The sequence below is a fragment of the Trinickia camelliae genome, from assembly GCF_053525655.1.
In genome coordinates this window covers 95,779-110,883 of record NZ_JBCHAA010000013.1, presented here as the reverse complement: position 1 = coordinate 110,883, position 15,105 = coordinate 95,779, and the positions used below count along the sequence as shown (strand labels likewise).

Sequence of the window (15,105 nt, the reverse complement as noted above, 5' to 3'; positions counted from 1 at the left end):
GATGCAGACCAATCTCGCGGACTTCATCCGTAACACGCCCGACGGCGAAGAGGCCGACGCGATCCTGCGCAAGTGCGTGCATTGCGGCTTCTGCACGGCCACCTGCCCGACCTATCAACTGCTCGGCGACGAACTCGACGGCCCGCGCGGGCGCATCTATCTGATCAAGCAGATGGTCGAAGGCGCGCCCGTCACGCGCAGCACGCAGCTGCATCTGGACCGCTGCCTCACGTGCCGGAACTGCGAGACGACGTGCCCGTCGGGCGTGCAATACGGGCGGCTCGTCGAGATCGGCCGCAAGCATGTCGAAGCACAGGTGCCGCGCCCCGCCAGGCAGCGGATTCTGCGCCGGCTCCTCGCGAGCTTCGTGCCGAACAGCGCGCTCTTTTCGCCGTTGATGCGGATCGGTCAGCACGTGCGGCCGCTTCTGCCGCGCAAGCTGCGCGACAAGGTACCGGCCCGCCAGCGCCAGCTCGAATGGCCGACCGCGACGCACGATCGCAAGATGCTGCTGTTGGCCGGCTGCGTGCAGCCGTCGATGCTGCCCAATATCAACATCGCGACGGCGCGCGTGTTCGACGCGCTCGGCATCGAACTCGTCATCGCGCCCGAGGCCGGCTGCTGCGGCGCGATCCGCCTGCACCTCGGCTACAACGACGAAGCGCTCGACGACATCCGCCGCAATATCGACGCGTGGTGGCCTTACGTCGAAGGCGGCGCCGAAGCGATCGTAATGAACGCCTCGGGCTGCGGCGCGACGGTGAAGGAGTATGGGCACCTGCTGCGGCACGACCCGACCTACGCGGAAAAAGCGGCGCGCATTTCCGAGCTGACGCTCGACGTCGCTGAGATCCTTCCGAACTTCGAAACCGAACTCGCCGCGCTCACGCGCCGCCGCGGCGTGCACACGGTCGCGTTTCATCCGCCGTGCACGCTGCAGCACGGACAGCAGATTCGCGGCAAGGTCGAGCACTTGCTGAATTCGCTCGGCATCGAAGTGCGGCTGCCGGCCGACAGCCACCTCTGCTGCGGCTCGGCAGGCACGTATTCGCTCACGCAGCCGGCGCTGTCCTACAAGCTGCGCGACCAGAAACTCGATAGCCTGCACGCGCTCGAACCGCAGATGATCGTCTCGGCGAACGTCGGCTGCATATCGCATCTGCAAAGCGGTACGTCGGTGCCGGTCGCGCATTGGATTCAGCTCGTCGAGCATTTGTTGTTCGGCTGAAACCACACTCTTTGATCCGTTTTCCCATGTCCGATCTCGCTCACAATCTCGACTCGGTGCATCAACGCATCGAGCGCGCCGCGCAGTCCGCGGGGCGCGACCCCGCAACGATTGCGCTGCTCGCCGTCTCGAAGACGTTTCCCGCTGACGCTGTTCGCGTAGCGCATGCCGCAGGCCAGCGCGCGTTCGGCGAAAACTACGTGCAAGAGTCGATCGCGAAGATCGAAACGCTCGCCGATTTGCGCGCCGAACTCGAATGGCATTTCATCGGCCCGCTGCAATCGAACAAGACCAAGCCCGTCGCGCAGCATTTCGACTGGGTGCATTCGGTGGACCGTCTGAAGATCGCGCAGCGGCTGTCCGAGCAGCGCCCCGACGGCCTGCCGCCGCTCAACGTGTGCTTGCAGGTGAACATCAGCGGCGAGGATACGAAGAGCGGCGTCGCGCTCGCCGAGGTGCCGTCGGTCGCGCGCGAAATTACCGCGCTGCCGAAGCTGCGTCTGCGCGGCCTGATGTCGATTCCGGAACCCGCCGGCGACGTCGAAGCGCAACGCGCGCCGCATCGGGCGCTGCGCGAATTGTTCGAGCGTCTGCGTGCTGAGGGGCTCGAGCTCGACACGCTGTCGATGGGCATGTCCAGCGATCTCGAAGCGGCGGTGCTCGAAGGCGCGACGATCGTGCGCGTCGGCACCGCCATCTTCGGCGCGCGGCAGTACGCACAATAAACACGTACTGAGCGCGGCAGGCGTATCGCCCGCGCTCCTCTCCTAACTCCCTTACCTCGCACATCATGAAAATTGCATTCATCGGCGGCGGCAACATGGCCGCGGCCTTGATCGGCGGTCTTATCAAGCGCGGCGTTGCACCGCTCGACCTGTACGCGATCGACGTCAGTGAAGAAGCGCGCGCACGGACTGCCCAGCAGTTCGGCATCAAGACCGGCGCCGCAGCGGACGCCGCCCTCGCCGGCTACGACGCGATCGTGCTGGCGGTCAAGCCGCAAGTGCTGAAAAGCGTGAGCGAGGCGCTTGCGCCGCATCTGTCGACACAGCTCGTCATCAGCATCGCCGCCGGCATTCGCGCGGACGACTTGTCGCGCTGGCTCGGCGGCTATGCGCGCATCGTGCGGACCATGCCGAACACGCCGGCGCTCGTCGGCATGGGCGTGACGGGGCTCGCGGCGTTGGCCGGTGTCGACGAAGCGGGCCGCTCGCTCGCCTCGCAAGTGCTTGGCGCGGTCGGCGAAACGGTCTGGTTCGACGATGAATCGAAGATCGATGCTGTCACCGCGATCTCCGGCAGCGGCCCGGCCTACGTGTTCTATTTCATCGAGGCGATGCAGGAAGCTGCGCGTCAGCTTGGCATGGACGAAGCGCAAGGCCGTGCGCTCGCAGTCGCGACATTCACCGGCGCGGCGCAATTGGCCGCGCAGTCGGGCGAACCGGCAAGCGTGCTGCGCGAGCGCGTGACGTCGAAAGGCGGCACGACGGCCGCGGCGCTGGCATCATTCGACGCGCAGGGCGTCAAGGATGCGATCGTGCGCGGCGTGCTGGCCGCCGATGCGCGTGCGAAGGAAATGGGAAACGAGCTCGGCAAGCAGTGAATGCGTCAGAGCCCCGCCACGGCGTAATGCGCGGCAATCCCGACGAACAACGCCCCGCCCAGCCAGTTGTTGTGCCGGAACGCCGCGAAGCAAGGCATCCGCTCGCGGCCGCGAATCAACGTGTAGTGGTAGATCGCGCAGCCGACCGCCGCCGCCCAGCCCAGCCAATACAGCGCGTCGAAGCCGAGCGCGATGCCGATCCACACATAGATGCCGAGCGTCACCGCGTAGCAGATCATGATCGCGAGCACGTCGAAGCGGCCGAACGTCAGCGCCGACGTGCGGATGCCGATCTTGATGTCGTCGTCGCGATCGACCATCGCGTATTCGGTGTCATACGCCACCGACCAGAACACATTCGCGAGCAGCATCACCCACGCGAGCATCGGCACATGATCCTGCACGGCGGCGAACGCCATCGGAATGCCGAAACCGAACGCGATGCCGAGGTACGCCTGCGGGATCGCGAAGAACCGCTTCGTGAACGGATACGAGCCCGCGACGAACAGCGCCGCCACCGACAGCTCCTTCGTCAGTGTGTTGAGGGGAAGAATCAAGAGGAACGAGACGATCGCCAACCCCACCGCGATCGCCACCGCCTCCCACGCCCGGATCTTGCCCGAGGTAATCGGCCGATTCTCGGTGCGCTTCACGTGCTTATCGAAGTCGCGATCGGCGTAATCGTTGATCGCGCAGCCCGCCGAGCGCATCAGCACGGTACCCAGCGCGAAAATCACGAGCAGCGAGACTGACGGACGGCCATTCGACGCAATCCACAGCGCGTTGAGCGTGGGCCAGAGCAGAAGCAGGCTGCCGATCGGCTTGTCCATGCGGACAAGGCGCAGATAGAGAGGGAGTCGGGCGAACATGGGCGGGCGAGTGAAAACAATCCCGATATTTTAGAGCCGAAATGAAAAGAGCCTTCCGAATCCGTCCGGAAGGCTCTTCTCGTACTACTGGACTACAGGCGAGCGGCGAGGAGCGCGCTTGCCAACGACAACACTTAAGCCAGCATCGCGCGCAGCATCCACGCGGTCTTTTCATGCGTCTGCATGCGTTGCGTGAGCAAGTCGGCGGTGGGCTCGTCGTTGGCCGCTTCCGTTGCCGGGAAGATTTCGCGCGCCGTGCGCGCCACCGCTTCCTGGCCTTCCACGAGCTGGCGGATCATCTCTTCCGCAGCCGGCACGCCATCTGCCTCGGGAATCGACGACAGCTTCGCGAACTCCTTGTAGCTGCCCGGCGCCATGACGCCCAGCGCGCGGATGCGCTCTGCGATCGCGTCGACGGCGAGCGCCAGTTCGTTGTATTGCGTCTCGAACATCAGATGCAGCGTGTTGAACATCGGACCCGTCACGTTCCAATGGAAGTTGTGGGTCTTCAGGTACAGCGTGTACGTATCGGCGAGCAGACGCGAGAGGCCGTCCGCGATTTTCTTGCGATCTTTGTCGCTGATGCCGATGTTGATTTGCGGTGCTGCAGTGCTTTTCTTCGCCATGACGACTCCGTGAGCAGTGTGGTTCTACCGGCTGGAACGATGCGCCAACAACCAATAAGGCGATCGCTCAAACGCTCGACAGTGTAGCGTAGAACGATGAAGCGACGCATGCAGCGTGCCACGCCGAGCGCAGGCTCATTGGCCAAACGCAAACTGCAAGCCCTGCGCGACGATCACTGCGAAACCGCTGCTGACGATCGCGAGCCCGATCGCCTTTTGAGCGAGTGCGATGCCGTTCTTGCGCGCTGCGGGTTGCGCAAACAACGCATCGCCGATATTCAACATCACCTGGGTCATGATCGTTTCTCCTTGAACGTCAACGGTTCCTGAAGGGAACACGCGACGTGACGCGCGTTCCCTTCTTCCTTCGTGCTTACTTCGCCTTCGCCGCCTTTTGCTTCGCGATCGCAGCGATCACGCCTTCCGCGTACGCCGGATCGGCCTGGCGGAAATGCTCGATCTGACGCGCGACGATGTCTTCCGGCACACCGTCGATGTGACGCGCGATGTTCGCGAACAGACGCTCGCGCTGGCCCGCATCGAACAGCCGGAAGAGCGCGCCCGGCTGGCTGTAGTAGTCGGCATCCTCGCGATGGTCGTAGCGGTCGACCACGCCCGCCGCGAGCGGCGGCTCCGCTGCGTTGCGATCCTGCGCGAAGTCGCCGAACCGGTTCGGCTCGTAGTTCACGTTGCCGCCCAGGTTGCCGTCCGTGCGCATCGCACCGTCGCGGTGGAACGAGTGATGGAACGGGCACTTCGGCGCATTCACCGGAATCTGGTGATGGTTCACGCCCAAGCGATAGCGATGCGCGTCGCCGTACGAGAACAGACGCCCTTGCAGCAGACGGTCCGGCGAGAAGCCGATGCCGGGCACGACGTTGGCCGGCGTGAATGCCGCCTGTTCGACGTCCGCGAAGTAGTTCTGCGCATTGCGGTTCAGCTCGATCACACCGACGTCGATCAGCGGGAAATCCTTGTGCGGCCAGACTTTCGTGATGTCGAACGGGTTGTACGGCACCTTCGCCGCCTCGGCTTCCGGCATCACCTGGATGCGGAACGCCCACTTCGGGAAGTTCTGCTTGTCGATGTTCTCGATCAGGTCGCGCTGCGCGCTTTCACGGTCGCCCGCGATCACTTGCGCGGCTTCGGCGTCGCTGTAGTTCTCGATGCCGTTCAGCGACTTGAAGTGGAACTTCACGTAGAAGCGCTCGTTGTTCGCGTTGATGAACGAGTACGTGTGCGAGCCGAAACCGTGCTGCTGGCGATAGTTCTTCGGAATCCCGCGATCGCTCATCAGGATCGTAACCTGGTGCAGCGACTCCGGATGACGCTCCCAGAAGTCCCACGCGGCGACGTTGCTGCGCATGTTCGTGTACGGATCGCGCTTCTGCGTGTGGATGAAGTCCGGAAACTTGAGCGGATCGCGGATGAAGAACACGGGCGTGTTGTTGCCGACAACATCCCAGTTGCCTTCTTCCGTATAGAACTTGATCGAGAAACCGCGCACGTCGCGCTCGGCGTCGGCGGCGCCGCGCTCGCCCGCAACCGTCGAGAAGCGGATGAAGAGCGGCGTTTCCTTGCCGACCTGCGAGAACAGCTTCGCTTTCGTGTAGCGAGAGACGTCGTGCGTGACCTTGAGCGTGCCGAATGCGCCCGAGCCCTTCGCATGGACACGACGCTCGGGAATCACTTCACGGTCGAAATGCGCGAGCTTCTCGAGCAGCCACACGTCTTGCAGGGCGATCGGGCCGCGCGGACCGGCGGTGATCGAGTTCTGGTTGTCGGCGACGGGCGCGCCTGCTGCAGTGGTGAGAGTACGGTCGGACATCCGGAGCTCCTAATGGGCGGTTTTATGGGGAGTGGGAAAGCAGTGGGTCGGAATGCGCGGCTTACGCCGACAGCGCGCGATCGACCAGGAGCGAGAAGGCCACAGTGCGCGCTCCACTGAACATCGAGAGAGCCTGGCTACCGGTGCTGGATTGCTGAGGCGCGGCTGCAGACTGAGCCGGGCTCGTCGTGAGCGGGACAAAGGGCTGATTCATGACTTCCTCCATGGGATTGGGATGCGAGATCCATGGAGCAAAGTCTACCGATGCCTATTGAATTATGAAATTTGATTAATTATATCTATTCAATAGGCGGCGGCTAAGGGCGGCTCGTCGCCGCCCTTTTGAGGCTACGGCCTCAGTTGAGGACGACCGGCATGTCGAGCTTGCTGACCCCCGGCAGTTCGCACGAGTTGATCGCCTCACTGATCGCCTCGATGGCCGGCATCCGCGTAAAGCTCTTGCGCCACGCGAGCACGACCCGGCGGTCCGGCACCGGCTCCTCGAACGGCACATAGCTCAAAAGCCCCGCGTCGACGCCCGGCGCATGCGCCTTCACCTCCAGCACCGACATGCGCGGCAGCACAGTAATGCCGACGCCGCTCGCCACCATGTGCCGAATCGTCTCGAGCGACGACCCTTCGAAGGTCTTCTGAATCCCGTCGGCGTTCTGCGAAAAGCGCATCAGCTCTGGGCAAACGCCCAGCACATGATCGCGGAAGCAATGCCCGCTGCCGAGCAGCAGCATCGTCTCCTGCTTCAGATCGCCGGCGTCGATCGACTTGCGCGACTCCCACGCGTGCCCCGACGGCAGCGCGACGACAAACGGCTCGTCGTACAGCGGACGCACCATCAAGCCGGTCTCCGGAAACGGTAGCGCCATGATCGCGACGTCGATCTCGCCCTGCTTGAGCAGCTCGATCAGCTTGAGCGTGTAGTTCTCCTGCAGCATCAGCGGCATCTGCGGGACGTTCTTGATCATCTGCTTGACCAGCGTGGGCAGCAGATAGGGCCCGATCGTGTAGATCACGCCGAGCCGCAACGGGCCAACGAGCGGGTCCTTGCCCTGCTTGGCGATTTCCTTGATCGCGAGCGTCTGCTCAAGCACGCGCTGCGCCTGCGTGACGATCTGTTCGCCGATCGGGGTCACGCTGACTTCGCTCGTGCCGCGCTCGAAAATTTGCACGTTGAGCTCGTCTTCGAGCTTCTTGATCGCAACCGACAGCGTCGGCTGGCTGACGAAGCACGCCTCGGCCGCGCGCCCGAAGTGGCGCTCCCGGGCCACTGCGACGATATATTTCAGTTCTGTGAGCGTCATTGGGGGACCAATCAAGACATTGGAGTCGATAGGTTTAAGTTATACACCGATGCGGGCGATTCGCCAACCTTCAAAGGTCCCTATCACGTCGCCCTATGCCATCCGGCCGACGGAAGCGATCGCCGCCCGTGCTACGCCTTCAGGTACTGCTCGCGCGCGCCAAGCCAGCGGGCGAGATGCTGAGTGACGACCTCGGGATACTCGGCGAGGAGCCGTGTGGCCGCCTCGCGCGCGGGTTCGATCAGCCAGCCGTCCTGCTGCAGATCGGCGAAGCGCAGCATCGCCTCACCCGACTGCCGCGAACCCAGGAATTCGCCCGGACCACGGATTTCGAGGTCGCGGCGCGCGATTTCGAAGCCGTCGGTGGTTTCGCGCATGGTCTGCAGGCGCGCGCGCCCCGCCAGCGAGAGCGGTCCGCTATAGAGCAGCACGCACGCCGACGCCGTACTTCCGCGCCCCACCCGGCCGCGCAACTGGTGCAATTGCGCGAGACCGAAGCGTTCCGCGTGCTCGATCACCATCAGCGAGGCGTTCGGCACGTCGACGCCGACTTCGATCACCGTCGTCGCGACGAGCAGCTGCACCTCGTTGCGCGAGAACGCGTCCATCACAGCGGCCTTCTCTGCCGGCGCGAGCCGTCCGTGCACGAGGCCGACGCGCAGCTCCGGGAGCGCGGCGGCGAGCGTCTCGTAAGTCTCCACGGCGGTCTGGAGCTGCAGCGTCTCGCTTTCTTCGATCAGGGGACAGACCCAATAGACCTGCCGCCCGGTCAGCGCCGCCTCGCGCACGCGGCCGATCACCTCTTCGCGGCGCGCATCGGTGACCAACTTCGTCACGATCGGCGTGCGGCCGGGCGGGAGTTCGTCGATCGTCGAGACATCGAGGTCCGCGTAGTAGGTCATCGCGAGCGTGCGCGGGATCGGCGTCGCGGACATCATCAGCTGATGCGGCTGGAAGCTGGCCGCGCCATCGGCGGCGTTTTGCGCCTTCGCGCGCAGCGCGAGACGTTGTGCGACGCCGAAGCGGTGCTGTTCGTCGACGATCACAAAGCCAAGCCGCGCGAACTCGACCGCATCCTGGATGATCGCGTGCGTGCCGATCACGAGCTGCGCCGCGCCAGATGCCGCCGCTTCGATGGCCGCGCGTTTCTCCTTCGCCTTCAAGCTGCCCGCGAGCCACGCGACCGTGACGCCGAGCGGTTCGAGCCAGCCCCGCAGCTTGCGCGCGTGCTGCTCGGCGAGGATTTCGGTCGGCGCCATCAACGCCGCTTGGTAGCCCGCATCGATGGCCTGGGCGGCCGCGAGCGCGGCGACGACCGTCTTGCCGGCGCCGACGTCGCCCTGCAAGAGGCGCTGCATCGGGTGCGGCTGGGTCAAATCGGCCGCGATCTCGGCGCCGACGCGCTGTTGCGCACGCGTCAAGGCGAACGGCAGCGCGCGAGAGAGACGCGCCGTCAGCGATTCGGGGTCGTGCGCCGCGCGCTGCGGCATCACGGGCGCCGAGCGCGTGCGGCGCTCTTCGTGCGCGCGCTTGAGCGAAAGCTGCTGTGCGAGCAGCTCCTCGAACTTGATCCGCGACCACGCCGGATGCGTGCCGTCGATCAGTGCTGTTTCATCCGCGTCGGCGCTCGGGTGGTGCAGCGTGCGGACCGCCTGCATCAGCGGCGGCAGGTTCAGCGGCCGGAAGTAAGCGTCGGCGATCGGCGGCGGCACGAGCTCAGGCAGCGTCGTGCGCGCGAGCGCGTTGTCGATCGCCTTGCGCAAGTACGCCTGCGAGACCCCCGCCGTGCTCGGGTACACGGGCGTGAGCGCCTGCGGCAACGGCGTGTCCTCGTCGACGGGACGCACGGCCGGATGAACCATCTCGATGCCGAAAAAACCGCCGCGCACGTCGCCGCGCACACGCAGACGCGTGCCGACCGCCATCTGCTTGACCTGCGAGCCGTAGAAATTCAGAAAGCGCAGCGCGAGTTCTTCGCCCGCTTCGTCGCGCAGCTTGACGACGAGTTGGCGGCGCGGACGGAAGGCGATCTCGTTGTCGAAGACGACGCCTTCGGTCTGAGCCGTCTCGCCCGGGAGCAGCTCGCCGATCGGCGTGAGCGACGTCTCGTCTTCGTAGCGCATCGGCAGATGCAGCACGAGGTCGATGTCGTGTTTCAGGCCGAGTTTGGCGAGCTTGTCGGCGGTTTTGGGGAGCTTGGCGGGGGCGTCGTCTTTTTCTTGCTTCTCCTGTCCCGCCGCCCCTGCCCGCGCCGCGCGCCGCTTCGGCTTCACGGGCGCATCGTCGTCGGAGTCGGGCAATCGGCGTTCGGACAAGGGCATGAGTCTCTTCGCAAGTACAATAGCGGCTTTAACAGGGTTGGCGGATCAGCGGGCCAGTCGGCTTGTGCATCATCGAGGCGGATACCCGATTTGACCAACGTTCAGGCGCGCCGCCTGACAAACCACGCCATCATAGCGGCCGCATCGGCCGCCTGACCACCGTATGGCGCCTTCCCGCAGCAAACCAGTGCAGCAGCATGTTCACCCTTTCCGATTTCGATTTTAATCTGCCACCCGAGCTGATCGCGCAGACGGCGCTCAAGGAGCGCAGCGCGAGCCGCCTGCTCGAAGTGGACAGCACGGACGAGCCCGCGCGCCTCGTCGACCGCCAGTTTTCCGAATTGCCCGAATGCGTGGCACCGGGCGACCTGCTCATCTTCAACGATACCAAGGTGTTGAAGGCGCGCTTCCTCGGCCAAAAGGCGAGCGGCGGCCGCATCGAGGTGCTGATCGAGCGCCTGACCGGCGAGCGCACCGCGCTCGCGCAAATCCGCGCGAGCAAGAGTCCGGCCGCGGGCACGACGCTGCGCTTGGCCGACGCGTTCGACGTCACGGTCGGCGAGCGCGTCGATCCGTTCTACACGCTGCACTTCCCCGACGACTGCCTCACGCTGATCGAGCAATACGGCCGGCTGCCGCTGCCGCCCTATATCGAGCACGACCCCGACGCAACCGACGAAACGCGCTACCAGACCGTCTTCGCGCAGAACCCCGGCGCGGTCGCCGCACCGACCGCGGGCCTGCATTTCGACGACGCGCTGCTCGCCCGGCTCGACGCACGCGGCGTCGAGCGCGCGACGCTCACGCTGCATGTCGGTGCGGGCACGTTCCAGCCCGTGCGCGTCGAGAACCTCGCCGAACACAAGATGCACAGCGAGTGGTACCAGCTGCCGCAGACGCTCGTCGACAAGATCGCCGCCACGCGCGCCCGCGGCGGCCGCGTGATCGCGGTCGGCACGACGTCGATGCGCGCGCTCGAAGCCGCGGCGCGCGACGCCGAAGCGCAAGGCCGCCCGCTCGCCGCCACGTCCGCCGAGACCGATATCTTCATCACGCCGGGCTATCGTTTCCGCGTGGTCGACCGGCTCGTGACGAATTTCCATTTGCCGAAGTCGACCTTGCTGATGCTCGTTTCCGCGTTCGCGGGTATCGAGACGATCCGCAGCGCGTACCGGCACGCGATCGAGGAGCGCTACCGCTTCTTCAGCTATGGCGACGCGATGCTGCTCACGCGGCGCGAAGATGGCGCGTAACATCCGCGCTTAGTCACCGTTTCTGCCAGTTTCGTCCGCCGCCGGGCCCTGCCTCGCGGCGCTTATTGTTTGCGCCGGACTGTTTTCCGGTGGCACAGGAGCCTCAAAGATGACCGACGGTCATACCCACGATACCAACGCGTGCTGCGACGCTCACGCGTCGACAAGCACGCAAATCCCGCACGAAGCCCCCGAAAACGGCCTCAAATTCGACCTTCTCACGACCGACGGCCAAGCGCGCCGCGGCCGCCTCACGCTGAACCACGGCGTCGTCGAAACGCCGATCTTCATGCCGGTCGGCACCTACGGCACGGTGAAAGCGATCCAGCCGCGCGAGCTCGAAGAAATCCGCGCGCAGATCATCCTCGGCAACACGTTCCACCTCTGGCTGCGCCCCGGCCTCGACACGATCGCCGCGCACGGCGGCCTACACGGCTTCATGGGCTGGAAGCGGCCGATCCTCACCGATTCGGGCGGCTTCCAGGTCTTCTCGCTCGGCGACCTGCGCAAGATCACCGAAGACGGCGTGACGTTCGCGTCGCCGATCAACGGCGACAAGCTGTTCCTGTCGCCGGAAGTGTCGATGCAGATCCAGAAGGTGCTGAACTCGGACATCGTGATGCAGTTCGACGAATGCACGCCGTACGCGGTGAATGGCGTGCCGACCACGCGCGACGAAGCGGGCGATTCGATGCGCATGTCGATGCGCTGGGCAAAACGATCGATCGACGAATTCAATCGCCTCGGCAACCCTAACGCGCTGTTCGGCATCGTCCAGGGCGGGATGTTCGAAGACCTGCGCGACGAATCGCTCGCCGGACTCTCTGAAATCGGCTTTCACGGCCTCGCGGTGGGCGGTCTTTCGGTCGGCGAACCGAAAGAAGACATGATGCGGGTCTTGAACCACATCGGCCCGAAGCTCCCCGCCGACAAGCCGCACTACCTGATGGGCGTCGGCACGCCGGAAGATCTGGTGGCCGGCGTCTCGGCCGGCATCGACATGTTCGACTGCGTGATGCCCACTCGCAACGCACGCAACGGCTGGCTCTTCACGCGCTTCGGCGACGTCAAGATCCGCAACGCGACGCACAAGAACTCGCTGCGTCCGCTCGACGAAACCTGCGGCTGCTACACGTGCCGCAACTTCACGCGCGGATATTTGCATCACCTGCACCGCGTCGGCGAAATTCTCGGGGCGCAGTTGAACACCATCCACAACTTGCACTATTACTTGGAGTTGATGGGGGAAATCCGCGTGGCGATCGAGACCCATACCTTCGACGCGTTCAAGAAGCGGTTCGCCGAGGAGCGGGCAAGAGGCATCGACTAGACCAGTCGACGCAACGGGTTGATTGGCCGCGCATCCGGAACGACCTGTATCGCGTAAGTCGAATCGATGGCCGGGCGCCGGTTTTTAAGTCGTTGTGAGATACGGTCGCTATCTGATTTCGCCGCCCCGGTTTACAAGATAAAAGCTTGATCTCAAAGCCGATTTGCCCTACCGTCGCGAGCCGGGGCCGGGACCGGCAGTGGTAGAATACCCGGCTAACCTTTTTGATCGTCATAACGGAGAGACCAACGTGTCGTTCATTTCCAGTGCGTTCGCGCAGGGCGCAGGCGGCGGTGCCGAATCGAGCTTGATGAGCTTCCTGCCGCTGATTCTGATGTTCGCGGTGCTGTACTTCATCATGATCCGCCCGCAAATGAAGCGCCAGAAGGACCATCGCAACATGCTCGCGGCAATGGCGAAGGGCGATGAAGTCGTGACCAACGGCGGCATCGTCGGCAAGGTGACGAAGGTCGGCGAAGCGTACGTTGGCGTCGAGATCGCGGAAGGCACGGAAATCACCGTGCAGAAAGCTTCGGTCACGACGATTCTCCCGAAAGGCACGATCAAGTCGCTGTAAGGCCTCTCTCTTGCGTCCGGCCCGGCCTGGCCGGGTCGAATCACCCTCAACCCGCGCACAGCGCCGGACGCAACGCTTTCGAGCCAACTTTCCCGTTCGGCCTATCCCATGAATCGTTACCCCCTCTGGAAATATGTCGTGATGGCCGTGGCGCTTGCCATCGGTCTTCTCTACACATTGCCCAATTTCTACGGCGAAGCGCCGGCTGTGCAGGTGCTGAGCGGCAAGGCGACCATTCGCCTCGATGCGTCGACGCTCACCGAAGTCGAATCGGCGCTTGCCGCCGACAACATCAAGCCTGACGACATCACGTTCGACAACTCGCAGACCAACGCGAACATCCGCGTGCGCGTGAAGGACCCCGACACGCAATTGCGCGTGAAGGACCTGCTGCAAAAGACGCTGAACCCCGATCCGAGCGATCCCCAGTTCATCGTCGCACTGAATCTGCAAAGCGCGTCGCCGCGCTGGCTGACCGCGATCCACGCGCTGCCGATGTACCTCGGCCTCGATTTGCGCGGCGGCGTTCACTTCCTGATGCAAGTCGACATGGCGGGCGCGCTGAACAAGCGCCTCGACTCCGACGCGTCGGATGCGCGCAGCTTCCTGCGCGACAAGAACATCCGCGACGGCGGCGTGAACCGCGTCGGCCAGACGGTGGTCGTCAATTTCGCCGACCAGAACGTCGCCGATTCCGCCCGCCAGCAGCTCTCCACGAACATCAGCGAACTCCAGTGGGCCACCCAGCCCGCGCCGGGCGGCGGCTTCCAGGTCGTCGGCACGTTCACGCCGGCCGAGCAAAAGGCCGTGCAGGACGCGGCGGTCAAGCAGAACATCACCACGCTGCACAACCGGGTCAACGAACTCGGCGTGTCGGAGCCGGTGATCCAGCAGCAAGGCGCCGACCGCATCGTCGTCGAGCTGCCGGGCGTGCAAGACACCGCGAAGGCGAAGGACATCATCGGCCGCACGGCAACGCTCGAATCGCGCCTCGCCGACCCGGTCAATACCTACCTCTCGAACCCGACCGATCCGGTGCCCCCGGGCGACGAGGCGTTCAAGGAAGCCAACGGCCTGACCGTGCTGCTGCGCAAGCAGGTGATCTTCACCGGCGACAGCATCATCGACGCGTCGGCCGGCTTCGACGAGCACAACCGTCCGTCGGTCAACATCCGCCTCAACTCGGCGGGCGGCCGCGCGGTGCGCCTGGTCTCGCGCGACAACATCGGCAAGCCGATGGCGATGGTGCTGTTCGAAAAGGGCAAGGGCCAAGTGGTGAGCATCGCGACGATCCAGAGCGAGCTCGGCGACCGCTTCCAGATCACCGGCCAGCCGAGTCCGCAAGCCGCGGCCGACCTCGCGCTGCTGCTGCGCGCCGGTTCGCTCGCCGCGCCGATGGACATCATCGAGGAACGCACGATCGGCCCGAGCCTCGGCGCCGACAACATCCACAAGGGCTTCGATTCGGTCGTCTACGGCTTTGCCGCGATCGCCGTTTTCATGATCGCGTACTACATGCTGTTCGGCCTGGTGTCGATGATCGGCCTGTCGGTGAACCTGCTCTTGCTGGTCGCGATCCTCTCGCTGATGCAGGCCACGCTGACGCTGCCGGGTATCGCCGCTATCGCGCTCGCGCTCGGTATGGCGATCGACGCGAACGTGCTGATCAACGAGCGCGTGCGTGAAGAATTGCGCAACGGCGCGTCGCCGCAGCTCGCGATCCAGAACGGCTACGCGCACGCCTGGGCGACGATTCTCGACTCGAACGTGACGACGCTGATCGCCGGTCTCGCACTGCTTGCCTTCGGCTCCGGCCCGGTGCGCGGCTTTGCGATCGTGCACTGCATCGGCATTCTGACGTCGATGTTCTCGGCCGTGTTCTTCTCGCGCGGTCTCGTGAACCTCTGGTACGGCGGCAAGAAGAAGCTGAAGACGCTCGCGATCGGCCAGGTGTGGAAGCCGGCCACCGTCGAAACCGGCGCCTATCTCGGTGCCGACAGCGCAGTCGACAGCGCCACCGACACCAGCCGCGCCGTGAAGGCCGCGAGCAAGCCGTCGGCGGCCCCCGCACGCGCGGGCAAGCCGGCGTTGCGCCGCCGTTCGCAACCGGGCCAACCCACCGTTTCGCCCAAGAAGCCGGATTCGTCCCGCTGA

14 protein-coding genes are annotated in these 15,105 nt (G+C 64.7%); 7 read left to right on the top strand and 7 right to left on the bottom strand.

All coding sequences use genetic code 11. From position 1 onward, the window contains the following. Nucleotide 1 precedes the first annotated feature (1 nt). From glcF to proC, 3 genes are all read left to right on the top strand, one after another. On the top strand, nucleotides 2-1,228 hold the full coding sequence (gene glcF, locus AAHK20_RS21410; protein WP_449183511.1) for a glycolate oxidase subunit GlcF: 1,227 nt from the start codon (nucleotides 2-4) through the stop codon (nucleotides 1,226-1,228). A 26-nt stretch (nucleotides 1,229-1,254) separates the two neighbouring features. Then, nucleotides 1,255-1,953 (top strand): YggS family pyridoxal phosphate-dependent enzyme, encoded by a 699-nt coding sequence (locus AAHK20_RS21405; protein ID WP_449183510.1) that lies wholly within the window; start codon nucleotides 1,255-1,257, stop codon nucleotides 1,951-1,953. Between the two features lie 65 nt (nucleotides 1,954-2,018). Next, the gene (gene proC / locus AAHK20_RS21400) at nucleotides 2,019-2,831 is read left to right on the top strand and encodes a pyrroline-5-carboxylate reductase (RefSeq protein WP_449183509.1); all 813 of its coding nucleotides are present in this window, start codon (nucleotides 2,019-2,021) and stop codon (nucleotides 2,829-2,831) included. 5 nt (nucleotides 2,832-2,836) lie between these two features. Here the strand turns inward: proC and ubiA are convergent, their stop codons facing one another. From ubiA to recG, 7 genes are all read right to left on the bottom strand, one after another. Further along, nucleotides 2,837-3,700, bottom strand: coding sequence for a 4-hydroxybenzoate octaprenyltransferase (gene ubiA, locus AAHK20_RS21395; RefSeq protein ID WP_449183508.1), 864 nt, complete (start codon nucleotides 3,698-3,700; stop codon nucleotides 2,837-2,839). A 134-nt stretch (nucleotides 3,701-3,834) separates the two neighbouring features. Next, nucleotides 3,835-4,326 carry a Dps family protein gene (locus AAHK20_RS21390; protein WP_449183507.1) on the bottom strand — a complete coding sequence of 164 codons (492 nt, stop codon included), beginning with the start codon at nucleotides 4,324-4,326 and terminating at the stop codon, nucleotides 3,835-3,837. 135 nt (nucleotides 4,327-4,461) lie between these two features. Continuing rightward, nucleotides 4,462-4,623 carry a hypothetical protein gene (locus AAHK20_RS21385; RefSeq protein ID WP_449183506.1) on the bottom strand — a complete coding sequence of 54 codons (162 nt, stop codon included), beginning with the start codon at nucleotides 4,621-4,623 and terminating at the stop codon, nucleotides 4,462-4,464. Between the two features lie 76 nt (nucleotides 4,624-4,699). Next, nucleotides 4,700-6,154 carry a catalase gene (locus tag AAHK20_RS21380; RefSeq protein WP_449183505.1) on the bottom strand — a complete coding sequence of 485 codons (1,455 nt, stop codon included), beginning with the start codon at nucleotides 6,152-6,154 and terminating at the stop codon, nucleotides 4,700-4,702. Nucleotides 6,155-6,215: 61 nt separating this feature from the next. Next, the gene (locus AAHK20_RS21375) at nucleotides 6,216-6,368 is read right to left on the bottom strand and encodes a hypothetical protein (protein ID WP_449183504.1); all 153 of its coding nucleotides are present in this window, start codon (nucleotides 6,366-6,368) and stop codon (nucleotides 6,216-6,218) included. A 142-nt stretch (nucleotides 6,369-6,510) separates the two neighbouring features. Continuing rightward, nucleotides 6,511-7,470 carry a hydrogen peroxide-inducible genes activator gene (locus AAHK20_RS21370; protein ID WP_449183503.1) on the bottom strand — a complete coding sequence of 320 codons (960 nt, stop codon included), beginning with the start codon at nucleotides 7,468-7,470 and terminating at the stop codon, nucleotides 6,511-6,513. A 131-nt stretch (nucleotides 7,471-7,601) separates the two neighbouring features. Continuing rightward, nucleotides 7,602-9,791 (bottom strand): ATP-dependent DNA helicase RecG, encoded by a 2,190-nt coding sequence (recG, locus tag AAHK20_RS21365; RefSeq protein WP_449183502.1) that lies wholly within the window; start codon nucleotides 9,789-9,791, stop codon nucleotides 7,602-7,604. A 197-nt stretch (nucleotides 9,792-9,988) separates the two neighbouring features. Here recG and queA point away from each other — a divergent pair, with 197 nt between their 5' ends. From queA to secD, 4 genes are all read left to right on the top strand, one after another. Then, entirely contained in the window at nucleotides 9,989-11,044 is a 1,056-nt protein-coding gene (gene queA, locus AAHK20_RS21360) for a tRNA preQ1(34) S-adenosylmethionine ribosyltransferase-isomerase QueA (RefSeq protein WP_449183501.1), read from the top strand. Between the two features lie 109 nt (nucleotides 11,045-11,153). Beyond that, nucleotides 11,154-12,374: a tRNA guanosine(34) transglycosylase Tgt gene (gene tgt, locus AAHK20_RS21355; protein ID WP_449183500.1), complete on the top strand. Its 1,221-nt coding sequence runs from the start codon at nucleotides 11,154-11,156 to the stop codon at nucleotides 12,372-12,374. 250 nt (nucleotides 12,375-12,624) lie between these two features. Next, the gene (gene yajC / locus AAHK20_RS21350) at nucleotides 12,625-12,951 is read left to right on the top strand and encodes a preprotein translocase subunit YajC (protein WP_137333783.1); all 327 of its coding nucleotides are present in this window, start codon (nucleotides 12,625-12,627) and stop codon (nucleotides 12,949-12,951) included. A 108-nt stretch (nucleotides 12,952-13,059) separates the two neighbouring features. Further along, a complete protein-coding gene (gene secD / locus AAHK20_RS21345) occupies nucleotides 13,060-15,105 on the top strand; it encodes a protein translocase subunit SecD (protein WP_449183499.1) in 2,046 nt (681 codons plus the stop codon).

Excerpts from the sequence above, each read along its gene's own strand:
- AAHK20_RS21380 (WP_449183505.1), bottom strand. The coding sequence starts at position 6,154 with ATGTCCGACCGTACTCTCACCACTGCAGCAGGCGCGCCCGTCGCCGAC.
- secD (WP_449183499.1), top strand. The coding sequence starts at position 13,060 with ATGAATCGTTACCCCCTCTGGAAATATGTCGTGATGGCCGTGGCGCTT.
- proC (WP_449183509.1), top strand. The coding sequence starts at position 2,019 with ATGAAAATTGCATTCATCGGCGGCGGCAACATGGCCGCGGCCTTGATC.
- tgt (WP_449183500.1), top strand. The coding sequence starts at position 11,154 with ATGACCGACGGTCATACCCACGATACCAACGCGTGCTGCGACGCTCAC.
- AAHK20_RS21385 (WP_449183506.1), bottom strand. The coding sequence starts at position 4,623 with ATGACCCAGGTGATGTTGAATATCGGCGATGCGTTGTTTGCGCAACCC.
- AAHK20_RS21405 (WP_449183510.1), top strand. The coding sequence starts at position 1,255 with ATGTCCGATCTCGCTCACAATCTCGACTCGGTGCATCAACGCATCGAG.
- AAHK20_RS21370 (WP_449183503.1), bottom strand. The coding sequence starts at position 7,470 with ATGACGCTCACAGAACTGAAATATATCGTCGCAGTGGCCCGGGAGCGC.
- AAHK20_RS21375 (WP_449183504.1), bottom strand. The coding sequence starts at position 6,368 with ATGAATCAGCCCTTTGTCCCGCTCACGACGAGCCCGGCTCAGTCTGCA.
- AAHK20_RS21390 (WP_449183507.1), bottom strand. The coding sequence starts at position 4,326 with ATGGCGAAGAAAAGCACTGCAGCACCGCAAATCAACATCGGCATCAGC.
- queA (WP_449183501.1), top strand. The coding sequence starts at position 9,989 with ATGTTCACCCTTTCCGATTTCGATTTTAATCTGCCACCCGAGCTGATC.
- recG (WP_449183502.1), bottom strand. The coding sequence starts at position 9,791 with ATGCCCTTGTCCGAACGCCGATTGCCCGACTCCGACGACGATGCGCCC.
- ubiA (WP_449183508.1), bottom strand. The coding sequence starts at position 3,700 with ATGTTCGCCCGACTCCCTCTCTATCTGCGCCTTGTCCGCATGGACAAG.
- glcF (WP_449183511.1), top strand. The coding sequence starts at position 2 with ATGCAGACCAATCTCGCGGACTTCATCCGTAACACGCCCGACGGCGAA.